We start from the raw sequence: 20,307 nt of genomic DNA, 5'->3' as shown, positions 1-20,307 counted from the left end.
CGGTCACGGAGTGTGCCGGTCGTTCGACCCACAAGGGACGGCGGTCGCTCACCTCGGAGACCGCGGAGACCGCGGTGACCGCGGTGACCGCGGTGACCGCGGTGACCGCGGTGACCGCGGTGACGGGAAACGCCGACGGGGCCGCTGAGACGCCTGAGGGCCGCAGGTCCGGCGAGCGCCTGTTGAACGTGACCGTCGAGCGGTACGGGGTGTGGCTGCGGTCCGCCGTGGTCTGCCTGTGCGGTGCGCTGGGCGTTGTCGCGGCGGACGCGACGGAGATTCCCCCGGCGCTCTCCCTGCTGGTGCCCGCCCTGCTCGCCTGCGGAGTGCGGCTGTACGGGCTGCGCCACCCGCTCCCGTTCTCCTTGCTGTGGGTGTCGGACGCGGCCGTGGTGGTGCTGACGGGGCTGTCCCAGCCGGTCCTCGGCGGCGCCGGCGCGGATGTGATGGTGGAGGCGGTCATCGGCATCTGCGCCATCACCTTCCAGCAGGAGTGGGCGCTGCGCCCGATGGCCGGCGCCACCCTCGCCGCGCTCGGGGCCGCGGTCTGCGCCCTGGGCGACGTCCTCTCCTCCCCCGGGAACCTCCCGGAGTCGGCCCCGTTGGTGCGTCTGCTCTTCTTGGCGGGCCTGTCCAGGGCCGCCTACCTCGTCGTCCGCACACGGGCCAGGGCGGCCGACCGGTCGGCCGCGCTCAGGGCCGCGTCGCGCCGGGAGGCCGACGTCGCCGCCGCGCGAAGGGCGACCGAGCGCGAGTACCTGGCGACCTTGCACGATACGGCGAGCGCGACACTCCTGATGGTCTCCCAGGGCGTCGGCCGGGACTGGTCGTGGCTTGCTCCACGTGCCAGACAGGATCTGGAGGCACTGTCCGCCATGCCCGGATTCGAGACGGGGCACGTCGACCTCGCCGAGCTTCTCGGCTGTGTGCCCGGGGTCGGGGCCTCCGGGGGTGAGGGTCAGGCCCTGGTGCGGCTGAGGACGCGCGTCGACGGCCCGCTCACGGTTCCGTCCGGCCCGGGGCTCGCGATATTCAACGGGGTCCGGGAGGCCGTCACCAACGTGGCACGCCATGCCGGAGTCCGGGAAGCGGGGCTCAGGGCATGGACGCTGGACGACGGCGGCGTCGTCGTCGAACTGTCCGACGCGGGACGGGGTTTCGACCCGAAGGCCGTTCCCGCGCGGCGCCGGGGCATCTCCGGTTCCATCGTCGGCAGGATGGACGCGGTCGGCGGTTCGGCCACGGTCACCTCACAACCGGGCACCGGGACCCGCGTGCGGTGGCACTGGCACGCCCGGCCCCGGACGTCACAGGCGGGGGACGTGGCGCGGGTGGGGCGCGTGCCGCGCACGCCCCGCACCCCGGCTCAGCACACGGCCGTCGTCCGCCTCATCCGCGGGCAGCTGCTCCACGGAGCCCAGCTGGCCGCGCTGTTGATCGCCCTGTTGTCGCAGTTCACCCTCTCGCTGGACCAATTGACGGCCCATCAGAGCGCGTACCGCCCCGCGTGGGCGCAGACGGCGGCCTTCGTCTGCCTCACCGTCGTCGCGGCTACCGGGGCCACCTATCTGCTGCGCGGCAGGCGGATCCCGCCGAGGGTGCGCCGGTGGGGGCTCGCGGCGGTGCTGAGCGCTTCGGCGACATGCGCGTTCACCCTTCCTCCGGAGCGGTTGACAGGTGCGGAGGACTGGGCGTTCGGACTGGTCGGCTGGCATGCGCTGTTTCTGCTGGTCGACGTGCGAGTCAGGGTGTTCGCGACGTTCCTCGGGCTGCACATGGGGCTCAACGCGACCGCTGTGCTGCTGTCGGGGGCGCCGGACGCCGCGGAGTCGGCCGTCATGGGGATCGCCGCGGTCTCCAACTGCGGCTTCCAGCTCTCCGTCGGTGTACTGACGCGCCTGCTGCACGGTGCGGCGCTGACGGCGGGGACCGAGGCGGCACGTGAGGAGGAGCTGCGTACCCGCGAACGCATCCATGCGGACATGCAGCGTGACCACAAGGAGCGCTACCGCGCCCTGACGGCGACGACGGTTCCCCTGCTCGTGGGCCTCGGCCACGGCGTGCTGAGCCCGCACGACGACGACGTCAGACTGCGCTGCGGCGTGGAAGCCGCCCGTATGCGCCGCCTGTTCGCGGAGAGCGACGCGGTCTCCGACCCGCTGCTGAACGAGTTGCGGGCGTGCGTCGAGGTGGCCGAGCACCAAGGGGCGACGATAAGTCTGGCCGTACGGGGCCGGCGGGGTGAGGTGCCGGTGGAGATACGCAGGGAGTTGATCGATCCGGTGGCGGTGGTCGTGAGCCGTACCCGCGCGGTCGCACGGGTGACAGTCGTGTGGACTCCCCGCTCGGTACGCGTGAGCGTGATCAGTGACGGCCATGTCAACGGTCGCCTCTCGGGAGAGGCCACTCAATCCCATGGCCGTGAGATGGACGCGAGGGTGACGGTGGTCAGAACGACGCGGGCAGGAAGTCTGTGGGTGGACGCCAGTTGGAGACGGCCGGTGACCTCGGGAGTTGATGCGACATGAGTGACAGCGCACCGGTCGGCGTGGTCGTCGTCGACGACCATCCCGCCATCCTCTCCGGCATCGAGGCGTGGTACGCCGCGTCGCGGCGCCCCATCACCGTGGTCGCGGCCGGCGCCTCGGTGCGGGAAGCGTGGACCGCACCCGGCAGCGCGGCCGATGTCGTCGTCCTGGATCTGCAACTGGGCGGGGGCGGCCCCGCCTTCGGCAGCCTTCGAAGGCTCGTCGACGCCGGACGGCGCGTGGTCGTCTACTCGATGCGGGACGACGAGAAGACGGCGCTCAACTGCCTGGATCTGGGGGCCGCGACCTTTCTGACCAAGAGCGAGGGCCGACAGCACCTCGTCGAGGCGACGCTGGCGGCAGCCGACGAGCGGCCCTACATGCCGCCCGCGCTGGCCGGCGCGCTGGGAACGAACGCCCGCGCCGACCGCCCCCCGCTCTCCGTACGCGAGGAGAACGTGCTCATCGAGTGGTTCCAGTCGGAGTCGAAGGAGCTGGTCGCGCAACGTCTCGGCATCTCGGTACGGACGGTCAACTCGTATCTGGACCGGGTACGGATCAAGTACGCGAACGTCGGCCGCCCCGCGCGCACCAAGGCAAGCCTGGTCGCTCGCGCCGTACAGGACGGGCTGGTCGACGTGGACGATCTCTGAGCGACGATCTCTGAGCGCGGGCGGCGAGATACGGGGCGACCGGGCGGCAGCACGGAGAGCGCACCGCCGCCGTCACGACATCGCCGTCCGGCCCCCCATGCTCCTGTCCCGTTGTCCCGTCGACAGGACGCGGTGGCCGGGCCCTCAGCTCCGGAAGTCCGGCCGGGGCCGCCCGTCGTGGCGCAGCCGGAGCCGGCGCCGGGGGTGCGAGCGCAGTACCGGGTGGAGGTTCCAGCCCTGCTCCGTGGCGACGCGCAGGACGTAACCGGGGCCCGCGCCCCGGAAGTAGTGCGCTCCGAGTTCCAGGTCGCGGTGGTATTCGCGATTGTGCTGCGCGGTCTCCACCCGCCGGGTCTGCTTCTCGACGCGGCGGTCCACCCGCGCCCGGTAGTACGCGGTGTCGCCCTCCCGCGTCAGCGCCACCGGGGTGACGCACCAGAGCGGAAGGAAGGGCACACTGCCCAGAGTGGCGTCCAGCACCCGTATCGCGCCGTGCTCGGCGCGCGGCACCACGTAGACGATCAGTTGCGCCACGGCCGCCACGCCGCAGAAACAGAACGCGAGCAGGGCCCACACGGCCCACCACAGCGGCAGGAACACCAAGGTCAGAGGAAGAAGCAGTAGCCAGCGAAGCGGTGCCGGGCGGACAGGGAGCGGACTCCAGGCGGGGTCGTTGTCGTCATGCACTGACGGTGTGTCCTCTCGGGGCGGCCGTGGCGCTCTGCGATGCGCCGGCAAGGGAGTTGAGCGATTGGAGCGACGACAGCGCTTTTCGCATGTCGGCGCAACCCGGATCACTCGGCGGGCTGTCATACGCGCTGCCGGTCACCGACCGGCCTCGACCATGACCACGCGCCGCGTGGTTTTCACACTCTGGACGGACTATGCGCAGAATCATCGCCGCACTGGCCACCCTGGCCGCCGCGGGCGCCACGATCGTCGCCACCCCCAGTGGTGCCGAAGCCGCCACCTCATGGCAGGCGCATGACAAGAACTGCAAGACCACGGCGATGGGCTCGGCCTGCGCCGAGGTGCAGAAGCGGGTCACCGACTCCGGGTCCGTCACCGGCTACCGGGGGCGGCTGACCCTCGCCCCCGTCTCCGGTGGTTCGATCACGCCGACCACCTACTCGTGGAGCAGCGGCGGGGTCCTCAAGGACCTCTGCACCGGCGGGTGCACACCGAAGACCACGGCCTGGGCGTCCTCCTGGTCCCCGGTACAGACGACCGCGGGCGCATACGTCGCACGAGGCACGATGACCGGCGACTACCTGATGATCGGCGCTTCGTGGAGCGCGTGGAACAAGGTCGCCGGCCGATGCGTGACGTACAGCGCCGGCGAGGTCTGCGTGAACCGGCACGAGCGCAGCTACCGCACGATCGGGCACGAGCGCGGACAGATCCAGGTCAAGCCCAGGTCCGGCCAGTGGATCGAGCCGCGGTGGGTACGGGTCGGTCACGTCGTGAACGGCGCGAGCAACTCCCAGACGGCCGACCTCTGCGACCCGTCCTGCACGCGGCGCACCGCGAACTGGTCGGGCACCACGATGCGCACCCTCAGCGGCTTCGACGAGGGATTCGCCTCCGCCGGCTGGGCCCTCCCCTCAGGAGAGGTCAAAAGCATGCGGGTCGCGTACCCCTGACGGCTACTTACTGATGCGTGACTCGCTCAGGACGGGGTCGTGACCGAGCGCCCGAGTTGACCACCGCGCGTTCGCGGTTGGCCGGCCGGGCGCTCGGGGCGCCTGTGGCCGTCCGCGCCGAGTCTCGGAAGTTGCTGTTGTGCCGGTTGGCCTTCGGTGGCATCCAGCCCGGCTCGAAGACAGATCGTCAGATCGCCGCAGCCAGCGCGGTGAGTCCCGGTCCTTCGAGGTCGTCCAGCGCCACCGGCCGACGAGAGACGGCAAGGAGCAGTGAGAGCGCGGGCCCGCTCACTTCCGGCCCTTCGCCGATCGATACGCCGGTGTCCGTGGCCCTCAGCCGGGTGTGGGCCACGAGTTCCTTGGCCCCGCCGAAGGAAGCCGGGGTTCGAGCCTGCAGATGAAGCGATCTGACGACCGCCTCCGCCGGGTAGGAGTGGGAGAGCCCCAACGGCCGGCGAATGTCCTCGCCGTGCACGATCTCCTCGACGAGTCGGCTGTCGAGGGGCGCCGGTGGGGTCGACCTGCGCGACGCCACCTGACGAAGCCGCTCCAGCGTCTCCTGCGGTGAGGCGCCGCGTTCGCGCTCGACTCCGCGGGCGTTCTGGAGGTCGAAGTCGAACCGCGCCCGGGCGAGGCCGAACAGGAAACCCAGGCGCGTCGTCCGAGCCGTGTCAACGAGGTGGGCGGCCACGTCGTGCACGGTCCATCCGGCACAGAGCGACGACTCCTCCCACCGCTCGTCGTCGAGGTGTTCAAGGTCATCGATAAGCGCCGCACGCTCCGCGTGGACCATCGGCCAGACATCTCCCACAGCTTCCTCCATCGGTCGGCCAAAGCATCTGCCGGGACAGACTCGTCGCGTGCCGGGAACTCATCGGCCCCGTTCGCATCGGTCTCCGAACTCGCCCCTGCGGCCGACGGAATAGGGAGTTGCCGTTCGAGCACATGACGCCGAAGGGATCAATCCGAGTCGCCCCGGCGCGGCTATCGTGTATGTCCATGCTGAAGGACGCGTCGGGACAGGGTGCCACGGCGGCTGGACCCGTGGTGACGGTGGACGCCGGCTCCATCCCGGCGCCGGACCGGTTCGGCTGGTGGTCCGACATGGTCGGCCACGAGGTAATGGCCGTATCGATTCGCAGCCCGCACTCGGCCCGCTTCCAGGGGCGGGTGGAAGCCGTGGACCTGCCGCACGGCCAGGTGTCGACCTTCAGCAACTCCCCTATGACTGCTCACCGTTCCCCTGTCCAGATCCGTCGCCAGGATCCCGAGGAGTACTTCCTGATCCTGGTCCGGGGCAGTTCGATCCGGTTGGAGCAGGGACGCGGCGTCGTGTGCCTCGACGTCGGCGACATGGCCCTGTTCTCCACCTCGCATCCGCTGGTCTGTGAGTTCCACGACCGCGACCAGCCCGTCAGAGTGACGCTGTTACGGCTGCCGCGTGCCGTCCTGCCGCAGACAGGTGGCGGGGCGGACCGGCTGTTGGCCGAGTCTCTGCCTGCCCGTACAGGCTCCGCGGCTCTGCTCGGCCCGTACCTGGCGGGGTTACCGGAGGCGGCTCGCGCCTGCGAGCCGCCAGAGCTGGCCCGGCTCGGCGCCATCGGAGTGGACCTGGCAACCTCCTTTCTGGCGACGCGGCTCGGCGCCCGGGACACACTGCCTGTCGAAACGCGTAAGACGGTCCTGCTGGCCCGGATCAACGCCTTCATCGACCACCGGCTGGCCGACCCGGAGCTGCGCCCCGCGGCCATCGCCGCCCATCACCACATCTCCGTACGCACGCTCCATCTGCTGTTCCGCAGTGAACCGGAGCCTGTGGCCGCCTCGATCCGTCGCCGCCGGCTGGAGCACTGCCACGCCGACCTGGCGGACCCGGCACTGCGTCACCGCACGATCGGCGAGACCGCCGCCCGTTGGGGATTCCGCCACGCCGCGGACTTCAGCCGGGCGTTCCGCAGCGCCTACGGAGCCAGCCCGAGCGAGGTCCGCGCGCGTGCGCTGGATGCGAAGGATGCTTGCGCGCCCCGCTAAAGACCGGGCGGCCGGGCGCAGGTGATGGTGGGACCGCACCATCCCGGCGGCTTCGGTGTCGGTTGCTCAGCGCCTTAATGCCGAGGGGAATCGGTGTCCTGGCCCGGCCCTGAGTCCTGGCGGGCGGGCTTGTCGCGCTGGTTCGGCTGCTCGCGTCCCAGCCCGGAGCCTGATCAGAGGAGCGGGACCTGCGCGGCAAGCATCACCTGGGAGTTCCGCCGGGGAGGGTTCCTCCGAACACCCTCGGCTCCTGCCGTATGAAGTTGACGGGGGACACATACGACAGGGGTCGAGGGGTCGGCTTCGGCGTATCACCGACGTGTGCACGCAGTCAGAGTTGGGCTGTTGGGAGATCGACTGAGCATGAGTGACGCAGAAGACCGACACGGCCGGGATCCGGCGGAGCGCTCGCGGGCCGGCGGTACGAGGCCCGGTGAGCCGGGCAACCCGGGTGGGCCCGGGAGATGGGGACACGGGCCGATACGACCCGGAGGAGAGATGCCCCAGCCGGTGAGGAACCTCCGCGTGCTGATGATGGTCATCGGTGGCATGCAAGCCCTCCTGGGACTCGCCTGTCTGACCAACAGCGTTGCCATCGCCTCGGCCATCTGGGGCGATGCGGACGCCTCGACGCCGTGCTGCACCACGCCGGGTGAGGCCAACTCAGGGATCGTGGTCTTCGTCGGCGTGCTTGTGCTGGCGGTGGCCGCGTGGGGGATCATCACAGCCCTGAAGTTCCCCACACGCCAGGCCAATCTGCGTGTCTCGGCCTCCGCCTACGGCTGGACAGCCCTGCCCTTCACCTTGGCGTTCTTCCAGGTGATGCCCATCCTCGGGCTGATCTGGCTCGTGCCCGCGATCTTGGCCATCGTCCGCCCGAAGCAGCCGGAGAGCCGGTTCTGGTTCAGCGAGCGGCGCCAGTGAGACTCCGTCCCTGCCGGGACCGCAGGCACCTTTGGACCGTGCGTCACGGGGTGGCAAGGGGTGGCACGGGTCAACTCACGGCAACAAGCCTGATCAGGCTGAACATCACACCGCAGCCCAGCCGTCGTCCACCGGCAGGATCACTCCGTTGATGTTGCTCGCCGCGTCCGAGGCGAGGAACAGGATGGCCGCGGCCTGTTCCTCGGGCTGGGCCAGGCGGCCGAGGTTGACGAAGTGGGGGCCGAGTGCCGCGGGGCCGTGTGCGGATGGGTCGGTGTTGACGGCGATGCCGGTGGCCGTTCCGCCCGGGGCGATGGCGTTCGTGCGAATGCCCTGCTTGCGGTACATCACCGCGAGGTTCTTGGTCAGTCCCACCACGCCGTGCTTCGAGGCCGTGTAGGCGGCGCCCGCGGCGCTGCCCCGCAGGCCGGCTTCGGAGGCGGTGTTGACGATGGCACCCTTGCCGGCCGCCAGCATGTACGGCAGCACGGCGCGGGTGAGGAGGAAGGGTGCGGTCAAGTTGACGTGCAGGACACGCTCCCACTCCGCGTCGGTCACGTCCGCCAGCGCTGTCATCCCGTCCATGATCCCGGCGTTGTTCACCAGGACGTCCACGCTGCCGAAGCGCTCGACGGCGGTCCACGTCACCCGGTCCACGACGGCCTGGTCGCCGAGGTCGCCGGTGACGGCGATCGCGGTACCGCCGGACTTCTCGATCGCCTCGACCGTCGACTGGGCGCTCTCGGCGTTGAGGTCCGCGATCAGGACGCGGGCACCCTCGGCGGCGAAGGCCAGGGCGGTGGAGCGGCCTATCCCCGATCCGGCCCCGGTGACAATGACGCCGCGTCCGTCGAATTCGCCGGCCATGTGGCTCTCCTGTTCATCGTCGCGTGGGGCTCCGATCGGCCCTGGCGTCACCACGGCACAACTTATTGTCTCTGAGTGACATAAAGATGTGGTGGAAGATCGTCCGAGAGCTCGATCACCCGATCGACGGAGCAGGAGGAACCGATGACCGCACCCCGTGGCCGTACGGGACGACCGCCCCTCACCGAGGCGCGCAAGACCGAGATCCGGCGGGAGATCGCGCGGGCCGCGGTGGACCTGTTCGTGTCCCAGGGCGTCACGTCCACGACCGGAGAGCAGATCGGCCGGGCCGTCGGGCTGTCGGCGCGCACCGTGTGGCGCTACTTCCCGAGCAAGGAGAGCTGCGTGACACCGCTGTTCTCGGAAGGCATCCACGCCATCGCCGCCTTCCTGCGCGAGTGGCCGTCCGGACAGTCTCTGCAAGAGGCCGTGGACCGATGGCTCGTGGCGGGGACCGGTATCGCCGGCGGGCCCGACCGGTCCACCGTCGGCGCCCTGGTCCGGCTCACCCGGACCGAACCCGGACTGCGCGCCGTCTGGCTCCAGACCTACGACGAGGCCGAGCCGGCGTTCGCCCGCGCCCTCGCCGAGCGGGCCGGACTGCCGGCCGACGACCTGCGTGTGACGATCCGTGCGGCGATGTTCAACGCGGCCCTGCGCGCGGCGGTCGAGCACTACGCCTGGCGCGAGCAATACGCCTTGAGCGGCGATCACGCGCAGGGCGAACGTACGGCAGCGGAAACCGAGTTGGAGGCGACCCTGCGCCAAGCTCTCGCCGTCGCGTCGGAGGGGGTCAAGTAGCCCTGTGGCGGGGGGCAGCGGCTCGTACCGAGTACTGGATCCCTGGCGTCTGCCCGTTACGCTGTCCGGATGACCAAGCACCCCACGTCGGACGAGCGGAGGCCCGCGAACCGAGGGCCGAAGGCCGCCGCCGGCAACCGGGCCGCTCTGGTCGCCGCCGCCCGGGAGATCTACGCGGTGCACGGTCTGGACGTTCCACTGTCCAGGATCGCGCGCAGGGCCGGGGTCGGACAGGGCGTGCTGTACCGGCATTTCCCCGACCGGGACGCCATCGCGTCCGCGGTCCTGGAGGAGAACGTGCGCCAGGTCGAGCAGGCGGCCGCCGACGAGGACGCGACCCTGGCCGGAGTTCTGGGAGTGGTGACCTGGCATCTGGTGCGGTCGGCGGCCTTCATCGGCCTCCTGCACGCCGACGGGGCGAGCGGTCGCTTCCACGCCGACGGGGAGGACGGTCGCTTCCACACCCACGCGTTGGCCCGGGACCTGTCCGAGCGGTTCGAGCGCGCCCTGCGGGGGTGTCTGCCGGACGGCCACCGTCCGGGTGTTCCGGACGCGTCGGACGACCTCATGCTGGCCGTCGCCATGGTCTCCGGAGCCGTCATCGGTCCCACCCCCGAGGAACGTGAACGCCGGGCGCTTGCGGCCTGGCGGCTGCTCGGCATCACGGTGGGACCGGTGGCGGCCTTCGAAGGATGAGGGATGAGGGCGGGTGGCGTCAGCCGCCGTTGGACTGCCGTACGCCCTCGGCCAGCGCGTCGAAGGTGTACAGGTAGCCGCCGGCGGGTCCGCTGACGGTCATGTACGCCCTGGTCCCGCCGGGTGTGATCGCCACGTTGGTCGCCGACTCCAGGCCCTTGGGGCGGGCCGGCACCTCCACTGTCGCGAGGCGTTCGCCGTACTTGTCGTACACGGCCATCGCGGGCCGGCCGTGCAGGGCCTGGTACAGGTTGCCGTCCGCGTCCACGGCGATCGAGTCGGTCTGGGCGATGCCGCCGTCGACGCGAACGGCCGTGTGCCGGCCGGCCATCCCGGGACGTTGGACGACGGGGAGGTAGGAGATCCGGTTCTCCGTCAGCTCGCTGATCCACAGACCGCGGTAGCCGATGTCGAACGAGATGCCGTTGACCGCGGCGAGGCCGTCGGCCAGGACGGTGGCGTTCTCGCCGTCGCGGTCGATGCGCACCACACGCCCGCGCGCCTCGCCCTCCGACATGCCGAGGGAGTCGCTGACGTACAGGTTGCCTTCCTGATCGAAGGCGATGTCGTCGGGCTGCATCCGGGCGCCGTCGACCTCGCCGGTGAAGAAGGTGCGCCGGTCGCTGCCGTCGGGGGCCAGGGAGACGATCTCGCCGTGGGCGAAGTCGGTCAGGTGGAGCCGGCCGTCGTACGGGCTGAACTGGGCCGAGGTGTAGGCGCCTCGGCTGTCGGTGAAGAACTTCCGCACCGTCTTTTTCCAGACATCCACGCTCATGACCTTGGACTCTCCGGCGGGCGCGGTGACGTCGACGACGATCAGCCTGCCGTCCTCGTCGAAGACCGGGCCCTCCAGCAAGGTCATTCCGGTCTCCTCATGAACCGTGGTCAGTCGCATGAGCTTGTCGGCCGTGACAGTCCTGCCCGGACCCGTGGACGTCGTCCCGTCGGCGGGAGTGTGCCTGTCGGTGCCGCATCCGGCCAGGACCAGCACGCCGAGTGTGGCGAACACGGCAAGGGATCGGTTCCGGAGTCGTCGCATGGGGGGTCACTCTCTCTGTCCGAAGGTCGTCGTACCCCCGCACTCTAACCGGACATCACTGTCCGGTTGTTGCTACGGTTCCTCAAGGCCGTTCATCGGCAAGGCAGTTCAGCAGCTCAGGACGGCCGGCCCTTACCGACCAGATGGAGAGAAGAGAGGCCCCCCACATGACGTCCCCCCAGACGCCGACCCCCGACGAACTCGCCGCGCTGCGGCAGCGCTACCGCCACGAGCGTGAGCGGCGCGTGCGGCCCGACGGCGCCGGCCAATACCGCGGTGCCGACGCCGAGTTCGGCTTCTACGCCGCCGACCCGTACGTCGGCGAGGCGGCCGCGCGCGAGCCGCTGCGCGACACGGTCGACGTCGCCGTCATCGGCGGCGGATTCGGCGGCATCCTCGCCGGGGCGCGGTTGCGGCAGCAGGGCGTGGAGCGTGTCCGCGTGATCGACAAGGGCGGTGACTTCGGCGGCACTTGGTACTGGAACCGGTACCCGGGCGTCCACTGCGACATCGAGTCCCACGTGTACCTGCCGATGCTCGACGAGACCGGATACGTACCGGAGTGGAAGTACTCCCCGGGCGAGGAGATCCGGATCCACGCGGTGCGGATCGCGCGGAAGTTCGACCTCTACGCGGACTCCCTGTTCTCCACCTCCGTCACCGCGCTGACCTGGGAGGAGGACTCCCGCACATGGATCGTGGAGACCGACCGCGGCGACGCGTTCCGGGCGCGGTACGTCGTCACCGCCACCGGCCCCCTGACCGAGCCGAAATTGCCCGGGATACCCGGCATCGAAGACTTCAAGGGGCACACCTTCCACACGTCCCGGTGGGACTACGCCTACACCGGCGGCACCCCGGAGGGCGGCCTGACCGGACTCGCGGACAGACGCGTGGGCGTCGTCGGCACCGGCGCCACCGGTGTCCAGGTCATTCCGATGCTGGCCGCGGACGCCGGACATGTCTACGTCTTCCAGCGCACCCCCTCCACGGTGGACGTGCGCGCCAACCGCCGCACCACGGCGGGGGACGTCGGCGCGGAGCGCGACGGCTGGGCCCGCGAGCGCCGTAACAACTTCCTGCGCATCGTCTCGGGCGAGGAGTCCGGCGTGGATCTCGTGGCGGACGGATGGACGTCGTCGGCGGGCCTCCTGGAGAAACTGCTGCCGAGTTTCCGCCGTTCCGGCGACCGGGACGTCTTCGAAGCCGCCTACGAAGCCGCTGACGCCACCAAGATGAACGAGGTCCGTGCCCGCGTCGAGCGGACGGTCACGGACCCGGCGACGGCCGAGACCCTCAAACCCTGGTACCGGTACGCCTGCAAGCGCCCCGCCTTCTCCGACCTGTACTACCCGGCGTTCAACCGGAGCAACGTCACCCTGGTCGACACCGCGGACACCCATGGCATCGAACGCGTCACCGAGAACGGCGTCGTGGTCGGCGGCACCGTCCACGAACTCGACTGCCTGATCTTCGCCACCGGATTCTCCGTCGGCATCTCCGGCATCCACTCCGGGAAGCTCCCCGTCCACGGCCGGGGAGGAACGCGGCTGCTCGACGCGTGGGCACGGCACGGCATCCGCACCCTTCACGGCATCACCAGCAACGGCTTCCCGAACCTGATCCAGATGGGGTCACTCCAGAACGCCAGCAGCGTCAACTTCACCCACGTCCTGGACGAGCAGGCCGTACACGCCGCCGCCCTCGTCGCGGCAGCCGAGGCCAAGGGCGCGCTCATCGAACCGTCCCGCGAGGCGGAGGACGCCTGGATCGCCACCATGGCGCAGGACGCGCCGGACCACGAGTGGTTCCACGCCGACTGCACTCCCGGCTACTACAACCGAGAAGGGCACGGCCGCCCCAACGGCCCGAGCGCCTACCCACACGGCGCCAGCGCCTTCCATGAACTCCTGCGCCGCTGGAGGGATGAGTCCATGGACGAGGTGCTCGCGTAGGGGCCGTCCTCGGTCGTGATCAGACCCGGGTTCTGGCCGCGGTGGGGTGCCGTTCAGGTACGGCCGCCGCTCCAGGACCCGGCCTTCCGCGTCGAGGCCCTTGTGCACGGGATGACGCGGATTGGGCCCCGGCCGCGCCACGGCCGAAGAGGTCCTGGCATCTGAGCGCCGGTCGGCGGCTCAATCCCCACCTTGTCGGCGGACATGCGGCGGTGAAACATGAACGGACCGAATTGACGCAAGCATGACATGACGGAGGACTCCATGCACCGTACTCCCGCTCCCCGCGCACGACTGATCGCCGTGGCTTCCGGGCTGCTGGCCGCCACCGTGCTGACCGCGCCGAGCGCCACCGCCGACGACTCGGGCACGGGCAGTGCCACCGCAGCGCAGCTCACCGCTGCGCACACCGCCCTGGCGCGTGCGGACGTCGCGGGCAGCGCGTGGTACACCGACGCGGCGAGAGGCACCGTCGTGGTCACCGCGGACAGCACTGTCGACGCCCGCGAACTCACCGCACTCACCAAGGCAGCGACAACTCCGGCCGGGACGCCCGAGATCAACCGCACCACCGGAAAGTTCACCAAGTACATCGCCGGAGGCGAGTACATCCAACTGCCCGGCGGTGTCCGGTGTCTGGTCGGCTTCAACGTGCAGGACAGCGCGGGCATCAAATACGCCCTGACCGCTGGCCACTGCACGAACACGGGCGACGTCTCCAGCATCGGCACGACCGTCCACTCCAGTTTCCCGGGCAACGACTACGCCCTCATCCGCTACACGAACCAGAGCATCGCCGAGGGCTCCGTCTCCCTCCAGAACGGCACCCACCAGGACATCACCAGCGCCGGAAACCCCACCGTCGGACAGCAGGTCAGCACCAGCGCCCCCACGACGGGCGTGCACAGCGGCAGCGTCACCGCCCTGAACGCCACGGTCAACTACGGTGGTGGCGACATCGTCTACGGCCTGATCCAGACCACCCTCTGCTCCCAGCCCGGCTCCAGCGGCGGCCCGGTCTTCTCGGCCACCCGGGCCATCGGCCTGATCTCCGGCGGCAGCGGCAACTGCACCTCGGGCGGCACGTCCTTCGCCCAGCCGGTGGTCCAGCCCCTCTCCGTCCACGGCGTTTCGGTCTACTGATCGCCCCCGCCCCCGTCCCGAGGAGCGATCAGGGCGAAGCCTCGTCGGTCGGCGGAGGCACGGTGTGCGGACGGAGGACCATGAGTGAGTCTTCCACGGTCGCCACCATGGCGAAGGGGAACCGGTCGAGCTCGAGGCAGAGTGCGACGTCGTCGGGGTGGTCCTTGGCGTACGCCCTTTGCCAGTTCGGCGGCGGCGCGGGATTCGGCAGCGCGGCGGAGGAAGTCAGTTGCGTCCGTCCCGGTCTCGGTGGACCTCCGAGCGATGTATTGGGCGCACGCCAGATCTTCCTCGGCGCGCCCATCGTCACCGGTGATCACGAACGTGACGCTGTCACACTCGCTTGTCCGCAAGAGCCGAGCCGTTGCCTCCGCCACCACGAAGCCGGCGCACAGCACCAGCGAAGCCTCCTTGACCGCGAGGGCGCCGACCGTCCCCGCGGTGGTTTTCTGCACAACGGTCCGTCCGCCGAGGTCGACAGACCGCAGCAGGGCCGGCGAGTTGACGGTGTCGAATCCGGGCGCGGGCGGGCCGTCCTTGAGTGTCACCCAGTCCGGGTGGCGAGCCTTGAGCGACAGGGCTTCGTCCAGGGACTCCGCGAGAACGATCTTTTCCGCACCCTGGGCGAATGCCCAGGCCGCCACCGTGAAAGCACGCATGACATCGACCACGACCGCCACGGACGGGGCTTCGGCCAACTCGGCGATGCCAAGGAAACGAGCCTTCATCCGGTCATGATCGCGTATGCCCGGCCCGAAGCACACAGACAGGGTGAGACCGTCACGTGGCCGCGACCCGCGGCTCGTCGTTGACGAAGCCGAGCCTTCGGTTCATGCCGATGGCCGCCGCGTTGTCGGGGTGGTGGAAGGTCCGCAGCAGGTGCACGCCGTGCGAACGCGCGAAGCCGATGGCCAGGACCTTCATCGCCAGCGAGATTCCCCTCCCCCGGTGACCGGCCATCAGCCCGGTCATCTCGCTGAAGGCGTGCCCTTCGGGGTGGATCGACGTGGTTGCCATGCCGACCCATGATCCGCCGTCCAGGGCGAGAACGACGCCTTCGGGATCGTAGGTCGGAGTCTCGATGCGCTGGGCGACATACTCGTCGAACGTGTAGAACTTCCCCCGCTCCGGGATGTCGGCGGAGCACGTCTTGTTCAGGTCGTAGAGCGCACGCCGATGTTCAGCCGTGTCACCGACAGCCGCCATGGTCGTGAACTCGATGCCCGCCTGCCGGCACCTTTGGAGGTAGGGCTCGAATCGGGCATCGTCGAACGCGTCGAGGTCGAGCTCGAGTCGAACCCACTTGACGGCCATGAGGGCACCTCCAGGACCACCGGCCCGAACACGTCCCCGGAGCCTATCGAGTCCGGGTCCTCGTACCAAAGCTGTATACTTACTGTATGCAGTCATATGGGTCATGGGGGAAGTCATGACGTCGGAGCGGACGTCGGGCCGGGAGAAGGCGTACGCGTTCCTCAAAGAGAACGTCCTGACCGACCCGGACCGGCAGGGCGAGTTCCTCTCCGAGCAGGAGCTCGCCGACCGTATCGGCGTCTCCCGCACCCCCATCCGCGAGGCACTGCTGCTCCTCGCGGCCGAGGATCTCGTACGGCTGGTACCCAAGCGCGGAGCGCAGATCGTGCCGCTGTCGGGGCGGGAGATCTCCGAAGTGATGGAGCTGCGCGGCATTGTCGAGCGGTACGCGGCGGAGCAGGTCGTCCCCGGGGACCGGGACCTCATGTCGGAGCTGACCGAACTCCTCGAGCGTCAGCGCGCGTTGAGCGGGCCCGAGCACGCGAAGGAGTTCATCGCGGTGGATCACCTCTTCCACGCGACGATCGTCGCCGCGGCGGGCAATTCCCTGCTCAACCGGCACTACGACGGGCTCCGCAGCCGGCAGATCCGGGCCGGGGTGGTGGCTCTGTACAACCAGCAGGGCCGCCAGGAGTCCGTGCTGACCGAGCATCGGGCGATCCTGGCGGCGATCGCCTCCGGTGACCGGGGTGCCGCGCGTATCGCGATCGACAGTCACCTGGAGTCGACTCTCAAGGTCCTGCTGGCGGGCTGACCCTCAGCGTGGGGAAGTCGGGCCCCCTCCCAGGGGAAGACGGCGATTGGCCAGTACCGGTACGGCCCGCCGGACCGTGGAGACCTCGTCGAGGTCCAGGTCCGCCAGCAGCATCCCCGGCCCTTCTTCGAGGCGCTGCCGTACGGTTCCGTCGGGACCGATGACCGCGCTGTGGCCGATACCGGTGGGGGCGTTCGAGGTCGCGGGGACGCCGGACGCCGCCGGATCCGCCTGGCCCACGGCCGCGAGCCAGAGGGTGGAGTCGAGGGCGCGGGCGCGGGTGAGCAGCTCCCACTGCTCACGCTTGCCGGGACCGGCACCCCACGAGGCGAGAAGCAGCGAGAGGACCGCCCCCGCGTCGGCGTGCGCCCTGAACAGCTCGGGGAAGCGGACGTCGTAACAGGTGGCAAGGCCGATACGGGCGCCGTCGACCTCGATGGTGACAATCTCGGAGCCGGGCGCCACGGAGTCGGACTCGGCGTAGCCGAAGGCGTCGTAGAGGTGGATCTTGTCGTAGGCGGCTTCGACACCGGGGCCGGTGGCGAGCAGAGTGTTGGCCACTTTCCCGTCCGGGGCCGGAGTGAACATGCCCGCCACCAGGACGAGTCCGGTCTCCTTGGCGATCTGGCGGACGGCTGTGGCCCACGGGCCGTCGAGAGGTTCGGCCAGCGGCGCGAGCGGAGTCCCGAAGCAGGCCATCGCGGCTTCGGGGAAGACGACGACGCGGGCGTCCGCGTCGGCCGCTCGACGGGCCTGTTCACGGAGGAGTCCGAGGTTCTGCTCGGGGTGGGGGCCGGTGGTGATCTGGCTCAGCGCGATGCGCACGGGTGCGGCTCCTGATCTCGCGTGCGGGTGTCGGACGGGTTGCCGTCGGCATGTTGGACGGGTGTCAGTTGGTGGTCGTGGAGGGCGAGTTGCGCTCGCCGAGCGTGCCGACGGGCGACTTCGTGAAAGCGTCCTCGACGGCGTCGCCGGACTCGTCCCCGTCGCGGCCCAGAGACAGTCCGGTGATCGTGACCACCGCCGTGCCCGCGACGTAGAGAGCCAGCGGCACCCAGGTGTTGTACGCGTCGAGCAACGCCGTGAACACCAGGGGCGCGACGGCCCCGCCGATGACTCCGGCGAGGGTGTAGGCGAGCGAGGAGCCGGTGTAGCGCAGGCGCGGGGAGAACTGCTCGGCGATGAACGCCGCCTGCGGCCCGTACATGAACGAGTGGATACCCAGCGCCACCACCACGCCGAGGGTGAGCAGCGGCCAGCTCCCGCCGTCGGTCATGGGAAAGAACGCGAACGGCCACACCCCGGCGGCCAGCGCCGAAAGCCCGTACAGCAGCCGCCGGTTGACGCGGTCGGACAGGGCCCCCGCCAGCGGGATGAGAAAGACCTGGAAGGAGGATCCGATGAGTACGGCGGCGAGCGCCGAGCCACGGGACATGCCGAGTTCACCCGTCGCGTAGGTCAGCACGAAGACGGTGAACAGCGCGTACAGCACGTCCGGGGCGACGCGGCTCAGGATCGCGGCCACCAGCGCACGGGGGTGCGTGGTGAACACCTCGCGAATCGGGGCCGTGGGACGCGTCTGTTCGGCCTCCATCGCCTTGAAGACCGGGGTCTCCTCGAGCTTGGTGCGGATCCACAGCCCGAAGACGACGAGAACGCCGGAGAGCAGGAACGCCACACGCCAGCCCCAGGACACGAACTGGTCCTCGGACAGCAGCGCGCCGAGGGCCGCGAGTACGCCGTTGGCCATGAGGTTGCCGGCCGGCGGGCCTATCTGCGCGGCCGAGGCGTAGAAGCCGCGCCGGCGCGGATCGCCGAACTCGCTGGAGAGAAGTACGGCTCCGCCCCACTCGCCGCCGACACCGACGCCCTGGGCGAAGCGGAGGATGACCAGCGCGATGGGCGCGGCCACGCCGATCGTGGCGTAGGAGGGCAGCAGACCGATCAGGAGGGTCGCGACCCCGATCAGTACGAGGGTCGCGATGAGGACCTTCTTGCGGCCGATCTTGTCCCCGAGGCGGCCGAAGACGAAACCGCCCAGCGGGCGGGACACGTAACCGACGGCGTATGTGGAGAAGGCCAGCAGGGTGCCGGTGGCGGGATCCTCCGAGGGGAAGAAGACATCGCCGAAGACCAGCGCCGCGGCCACGGAGTAGATGGCGAAGTCGTACCACTCCAGGGCGGTGCCGGTGAGGCTGGCGAAGAAGGCGCGGCGTACGGCGGACCCGCCGTCACTGCTGGTGCTGTTGTTCACGGTGCTTGTTCCTTTATGAGGGGCGCCGGGGGGCAGGACTGCTATCGACCTACCGGCATACTTCTTGTATACAGGTCGTATGCGCAAGCCTTCCGCGCAAAGTTAACCTCGCTGATACCGCGATCGATGTGGAGAGACAACCCATGGCGCTGCTCACCTTCGAACTGCCCGACGGCACCAACCGGAGCATCGATGTCGTCCAGGTGCTGAACGCCGGCTACGCCGGACGCAGCCAGGCCGACGTGGCCGCGCATGTGGCCGAGCTCGCCGAGCTGGGCGTGCCCGCGCCGTCGGTGACCCCCGCCCTCTACCCGGTTTCCCCCTATCTCGCCCAGCACACCGAACACGTCAGCGTCCAGCACGGCCGCACTTCGGGAGAGGCCGAATGGGCACTGGTCGTGGACAGCGAGGGTGAACTGCTGCTGACGGCCGCCTGCGACCACACCGACCGCGAGCTCGAGGTGCACGGTGTCGCGTGGAGCAAGAACGCGAGCCCCGATGTGCTCGCCCGGCGCGCCTGGCGGCTCGCCGACGTACAGGAGCGGCTGGACGATCTGGCGCTGCGGGCGTGGGTGACCCACGACGGGCGGGAGACGCTGATCCAGGACGGCACCCTGGCCGAGCTGCTCACCCCCGGTTACTGGGCCGACGTACTGCGTGAGCGCGGCGATCTGGTGCCCGGTACGGTGCTGATCTCCGGCACCATTCCGATGGCCGAGGGCGTCGACCAGTTCGCCGACCGCTGGCGTGTCGAGCTGAGCGACCCGGCCACCGGAGACGTGATCGACCTCGCCTACGACGTGGTGCGGATGCCCGCGCCCATCGGCTGAACCACGGACCGGCCGAGCGGGCCGCGCCGGCCGCCGCTATGCGCGGGGCGGCGGGCTGAGCTGGGTGAGCACGGATCGGGTGATGCGACCGGCCAGCTGCTCCCGGTGGTCGTTCAGATAGAAATGCCCTCCCGAATAGGTGTGCAGCCCCAGGAAGTTGTCCGTCAGGCGTGGCCAGTTCTCCAACTGGTTCAGGGTCACGACGGTGTCGTCCGAGCCGCCGAACACGGTCAGCGGCACCGGCAGAGGCGTTCCGGGCGTCTCGCGGTCCCAGGTGTCCGCGAGTCCCAGATCGCTGCGCAGTACGGGCGCGAAGGCGTTCCACAGGCTGTCGTCGCTCAGCAGCCGGTCCGGGGCACCGCCCGTGGTCCTGAGCCAGTCGCGCAGGGCGGTGTCGGACCGCAGACTCCGGCTCAGTGGTGGCCCCACCGAGTCCGGCTGCGGTGCGCGGAAGGACGACACCCCGAGCCAGAGGGGCAGTTCGCGTGCCGTCTCCTCGAGGCGGCGCGTGAGCGCGTAGGCGACGCGGGCGCCCACGCTGTGGCCGAAGAACGCGAACGGCCGGTCGAGCAGCGGGGCGAGGGCCTCGTCGAAGAACGCCACGAGGCCGGCGCAGTCGCCGATGAGAGGTATCGCCTGCGCGTTCCCGCGGCCGGGTGCGTCCAGCAGACAGATGTCCCAGTCGTCCGGGAAAAGGCGCGTCCAGCCGCGGTAGAGCAAATGGGAGCCACCCGCGTGGTGGAAGAAGAACAGGCGCACCGTGGGATCGTCGACCGGCCGGCGCCGGGTGACCGGGCCGAGCGGGGCGGTGGACCTCATACGCGTCCTTCTCTTCGCAGGAGATTCGAGCCCTGTGTGACGAGGGCGGCCATGTT

At 70.0% G+C, this 20,307-nt stretch carries 19 protein-coding genes and 1 pseudogene; 11 read left to right on the top strand and 9 right to left on the bottom strand.

Translation table 11 applies throughout. The annotated features are described in order from the left end of the window. The first annotated feature begins 74 nt into the window (after positions 1–74). Together ACFWHU_RS25975 and ACFWHU_RS25970 are read left to right on the top strand one after the other, a co-directional pair. Positions 75–2,528, top strand: coding sequence for a sensor histidine kinase (locus ACFWHU_RS25975; protein WP_387227577.1), 2,454 nt, complete (start codon positions 75–77; stop codon positions 2,526–2,528). After that, complete coding sequence (locus ACFWHU_RS25970; protein ID WP_387227575.1) at positions 2,525–3,181, top strand: response regulator; 657 nt, start codon at positions 2,525–2,527, stop codon at positions 3,179–3,181. The genes ACFWHU_RS25975 and ACFWHU_RS25970 overlap by 4 nt, the downstream gene beginning before the upstream one ends. Positions 3,182–3,325: 144 nt before the next feature. On the opposite strand, the gene ACFWHU_RS25965 is transcribed toward ACFWHU_RS25970, so the two are convergent. Continuing rightward, complete coding sequence (locus tag ACFWHU_RS25965; protein ID WP_387227573.1) at positions 3,326–3,781, bottom strand: hypothetical protein; 456 nt, start codon at positions 3,779–3,781, stop codon at positions 3,326–3,328. 284 nt (positions 3,782–4,065) lie between these two features. On the opposite strand from ACFWHU_RS25965, the gene ACFWHU_RS25960 reads away from it, so the two are divergent. Beyond that, complete coding sequence (locus ACFWHU_RS25960) at positions 4,066–4,824, top strand: hypothetical protein (RefSeq protein WP_385800657.1); 759 nt, start codon at positions 4,066–4,068, stop codon at positions 4,822–4,824. Between the two features lie 187 nt (positions 4,825–5,011). On the opposite strand, the gene ACFWHU_RS25955 is transcribed toward ACFWHU_RS25960, so the two are convergent. Next, positions 5,012–5,647, bottom strand: a complete 636-nt coding sequence (locus tag ACFWHU_RS25955; RefSeq protein WP_387227570.1) for a maleylpyruvate isomerase family mycothiol-dependent enzyme — start codon at positions 5,645–5,647, stop codon at positions 5,012–5,014. Positions 5,648–5,823: 176 nt separating this feature from the next. Between ACFWHU_RS25955 and ACFWHU_RS25950 the strand changes: the two genes are divergently transcribed. Together ACFWHU_RS25950 and ACFWHU_RS25945 are read left to right on the top strand one after the other, a co-directional pair. After that, a complete protein-coding gene (locus tag ACFWHU_RS25950) occupies positions 5,824–6,855 on the top strand; it encodes a helix-turn-helix domain-containing protein (protein ID WP_387227568.1) in 1,032 nt (343 codons plus the stop codon). A gap of 525 nt (positions 6,856–7,380) precedes the next feature. Next, positions 7,381–7,779: a hypothetical protein gene (locus ACFWHU_RS25945; protein WP_387227565.1), complete on the top strand. Its 399-nt coding sequence runs from the start codon at positions 7,381–7,383 to the stop codon at positions 7,777–7,779. A 105-nt stretch (positions 7,780–7,884) separates the two neighbouring features. Here ACFWHU_RS25945 and ACFWHU_RS25940 read toward each other — a convergent pair whose 3' ends face one another. Then, positions 7,885–8,646 (bottom strand): SDR family NAD(P)-dependent oxidoreductase, encoded by a 762-nt coding sequence (locus ACFWHU_RS25940; protein ID WP_387227562.1) that lies wholly within the window; start codon positions 8,644–8,646, stop codon positions 7,885–7,887. Positions 8,647–8,790: 144 nt separating this feature from the next. Here ACFWHU_RS25940 and ACFWHU_RS25935 point away from each other — a divergent pair, with 144 nt between their 5' ends. Both ACFWHU_RS25935 and ACFWHU_RS25930 read left to right on the top strand, forming a co-directional pair. Continuing rightward, complete coding sequence (locus tag ACFWHU_RS25935; protein ID WP_387227560.1) at positions 8,791–9,447, top strand: TetR/AcrR family transcriptional regulator; 657 nt, start codon at positions 8,791–8,793, stop codon at positions 9,445–9,447. 69 nt (positions 9,448–9,516) lie between these two features. Beyond that, a complete protein-coding gene (locus tag ACFWHU_RS25930) occupies positions 9,517–10,143 on the top strand; it encodes a TetR/AcrR family transcriptional regulator (protein ID WP_385800667.1) in 627 nt (208 codons plus the stop codon). A 19-nt stretch (positions 10,144–10,162) separates the two neighbouring features. On the opposite strand, the gene ACFWHU_RS25925 is transcribed toward ACFWHU_RS25930, so the two are convergent. Next, positions 10,163–11,182, bottom strand: a complete 1,020-nt coding sequence (locus ACFWHU_RS25925) for an SMP-30/gluconolactonase/LRE family protein (RefSeq protein ID WP_387227558.1) — start codon at positions 11,180–11,182, stop codon at positions 10,163–10,165. 167 nt (positions 11,183–11,349) lie between these two features. Here ACFWHU_RS25925 and ACFWHU_RS25920 point away from each other — a divergent pair, with 167 nt between their 5' ends. Together ACFWHU_RS25920 and ACFWHU_RS25915 are read left to right on the top strand one after the other, a co-directional pair. Further along, positions 11,350–13,137 carry a flavin-containing monooxygenase gene (locus ACFWHU_RS25920; protein WP_387227556.1) on the top strand — a complete coding sequence of 596 codons (1,788 nt, stop codon included), beginning with the start codon at positions 11,350–11,352 and terminating at the stop codon, positions 13,135–13,137. A gap of 264 nt (positions 13,138–13,401) precedes the next feature. After that, entirely contained in the window at positions 13,402–14,280 is an 879-nt protein-coding gene (locus ACFWHU_RS25915) for a S1 family peptidase (protein ID WP_387227554.1), read from the top strand. A 28-nt stretch (positions 14,281–14,308) separates the two neighbouring features. Here ACFWHU_RS25915 and ACFWHU_RS25910 read toward each other — a convergent pair. Then, positions 14,309–15,008, bottom strand: a pseudogene (locus tag ACFWHU_RS25910) (2-phosphosulfolactate phosphatase). 52 nt (positions 15,009–15,060) lie between these two features. Beyond that, on the bottom strand, positions 15,061–15,594 hold the full coding sequence (locus ACFWHU_RS25905; RefSeq protein WP_387227552.1) for a GNAT family N-acetyltransferase: 534 nt from the start codon (positions 15,592–15,594) through the stop codon (positions 15,061–15,063). Positions 15,595–15,709: 115 nt separating this feature from the next. On the opposite strand from ACFWHU_RS25905, the gene ACFWHU_RS25900 reads away from it, so the two are divergent. Continuing rightward, entirely contained in the window at positions 15,710–16,348 is a 639-nt protein-coding gene (locus ACFWHU_RS25900; protein ID WP_385800680.1) for a GntR family transcriptional regulator, read from the top strand. Between the two features lie 3 nt (positions 16,349–16,351). Here ACFWHU_RS25900 and ACFWHU_RS25895 read toward each other — a convergent pair whose 3' ends face one another. Together ACFWHU_RS25895 and ACFWHU_RS25890 are read right to left on the bottom strand one after the other, a co-directional pair. Next, complete coding sequence (locus ACFWHU_RS25895) at positions 16,352–17,173, bottom strand: carbon-nitrogen hydrolase family protein (protein WP_387227550.1); 822 nt, start codon at positions 17,171–17,173, stop codon at positions 16,352–16,354. 64 nt (positions 17,174–17,237) lie between these two features. Further along, on the bottom strand, positions 17,238–18,602 hold the full coding sequence (locus ACFWHU_RS25890) for an MFS transporter (RefSeq protein WP_387227548.1): 1,365 nt from the start codon (positions 18,600–18,602) through the stop codon (positions 17,238–17,240). 143 nt (positions 18,603–18,745) lie between these two features. Here ACFWHU_RS25890 and ACFWHU_RS25885 point away from each other — a divergent pair, with 143 nt between their 5' ends. Next, positions 18,746–19,432 carry a DUF2848 domain-containing protein gene (locus ACFWHU_RS25885; protein WP_385800776.1) on the top strand — a complete coding sequence of 229 codons (687 nt, stop codon included), beginning with the start codon at positions 18,746–18,748 and terminating at the stop codon, positions 19,430–19,432. Between the two features lie 36 nt (positions 19,433–19,468). Here the strand turns inward: ACFWHU_RS25885 and ACFWHU_RS25880 are convergent, their stop codons facing one another. Continuing rightward, a complete protein-coding gene (locus tag ACFWHU_RS25880; RefSeq protein ID WP_387227546.1) occupies positions 19,469–20,251 on the bottom strand; it encodes a thioesterase II family protein in 783 nt (260 codons plus the stop codon). Between the last annotated feature and the right edge of the window lie 56 nt (positions 20,252–20,307).

This window comes from Streptomyces sp. NPDC060366 (assembly GCF_042725135.1).
Taxonomy (GTDB): domain Bacteria; phylum Actinomycetota; class Actinomycetes; order Streptomycetales; family Streptomycetaceae; genus Streptomyces.
This window is presented reverse-complemented; position numbering and strand designations above follow the sequence as displayed.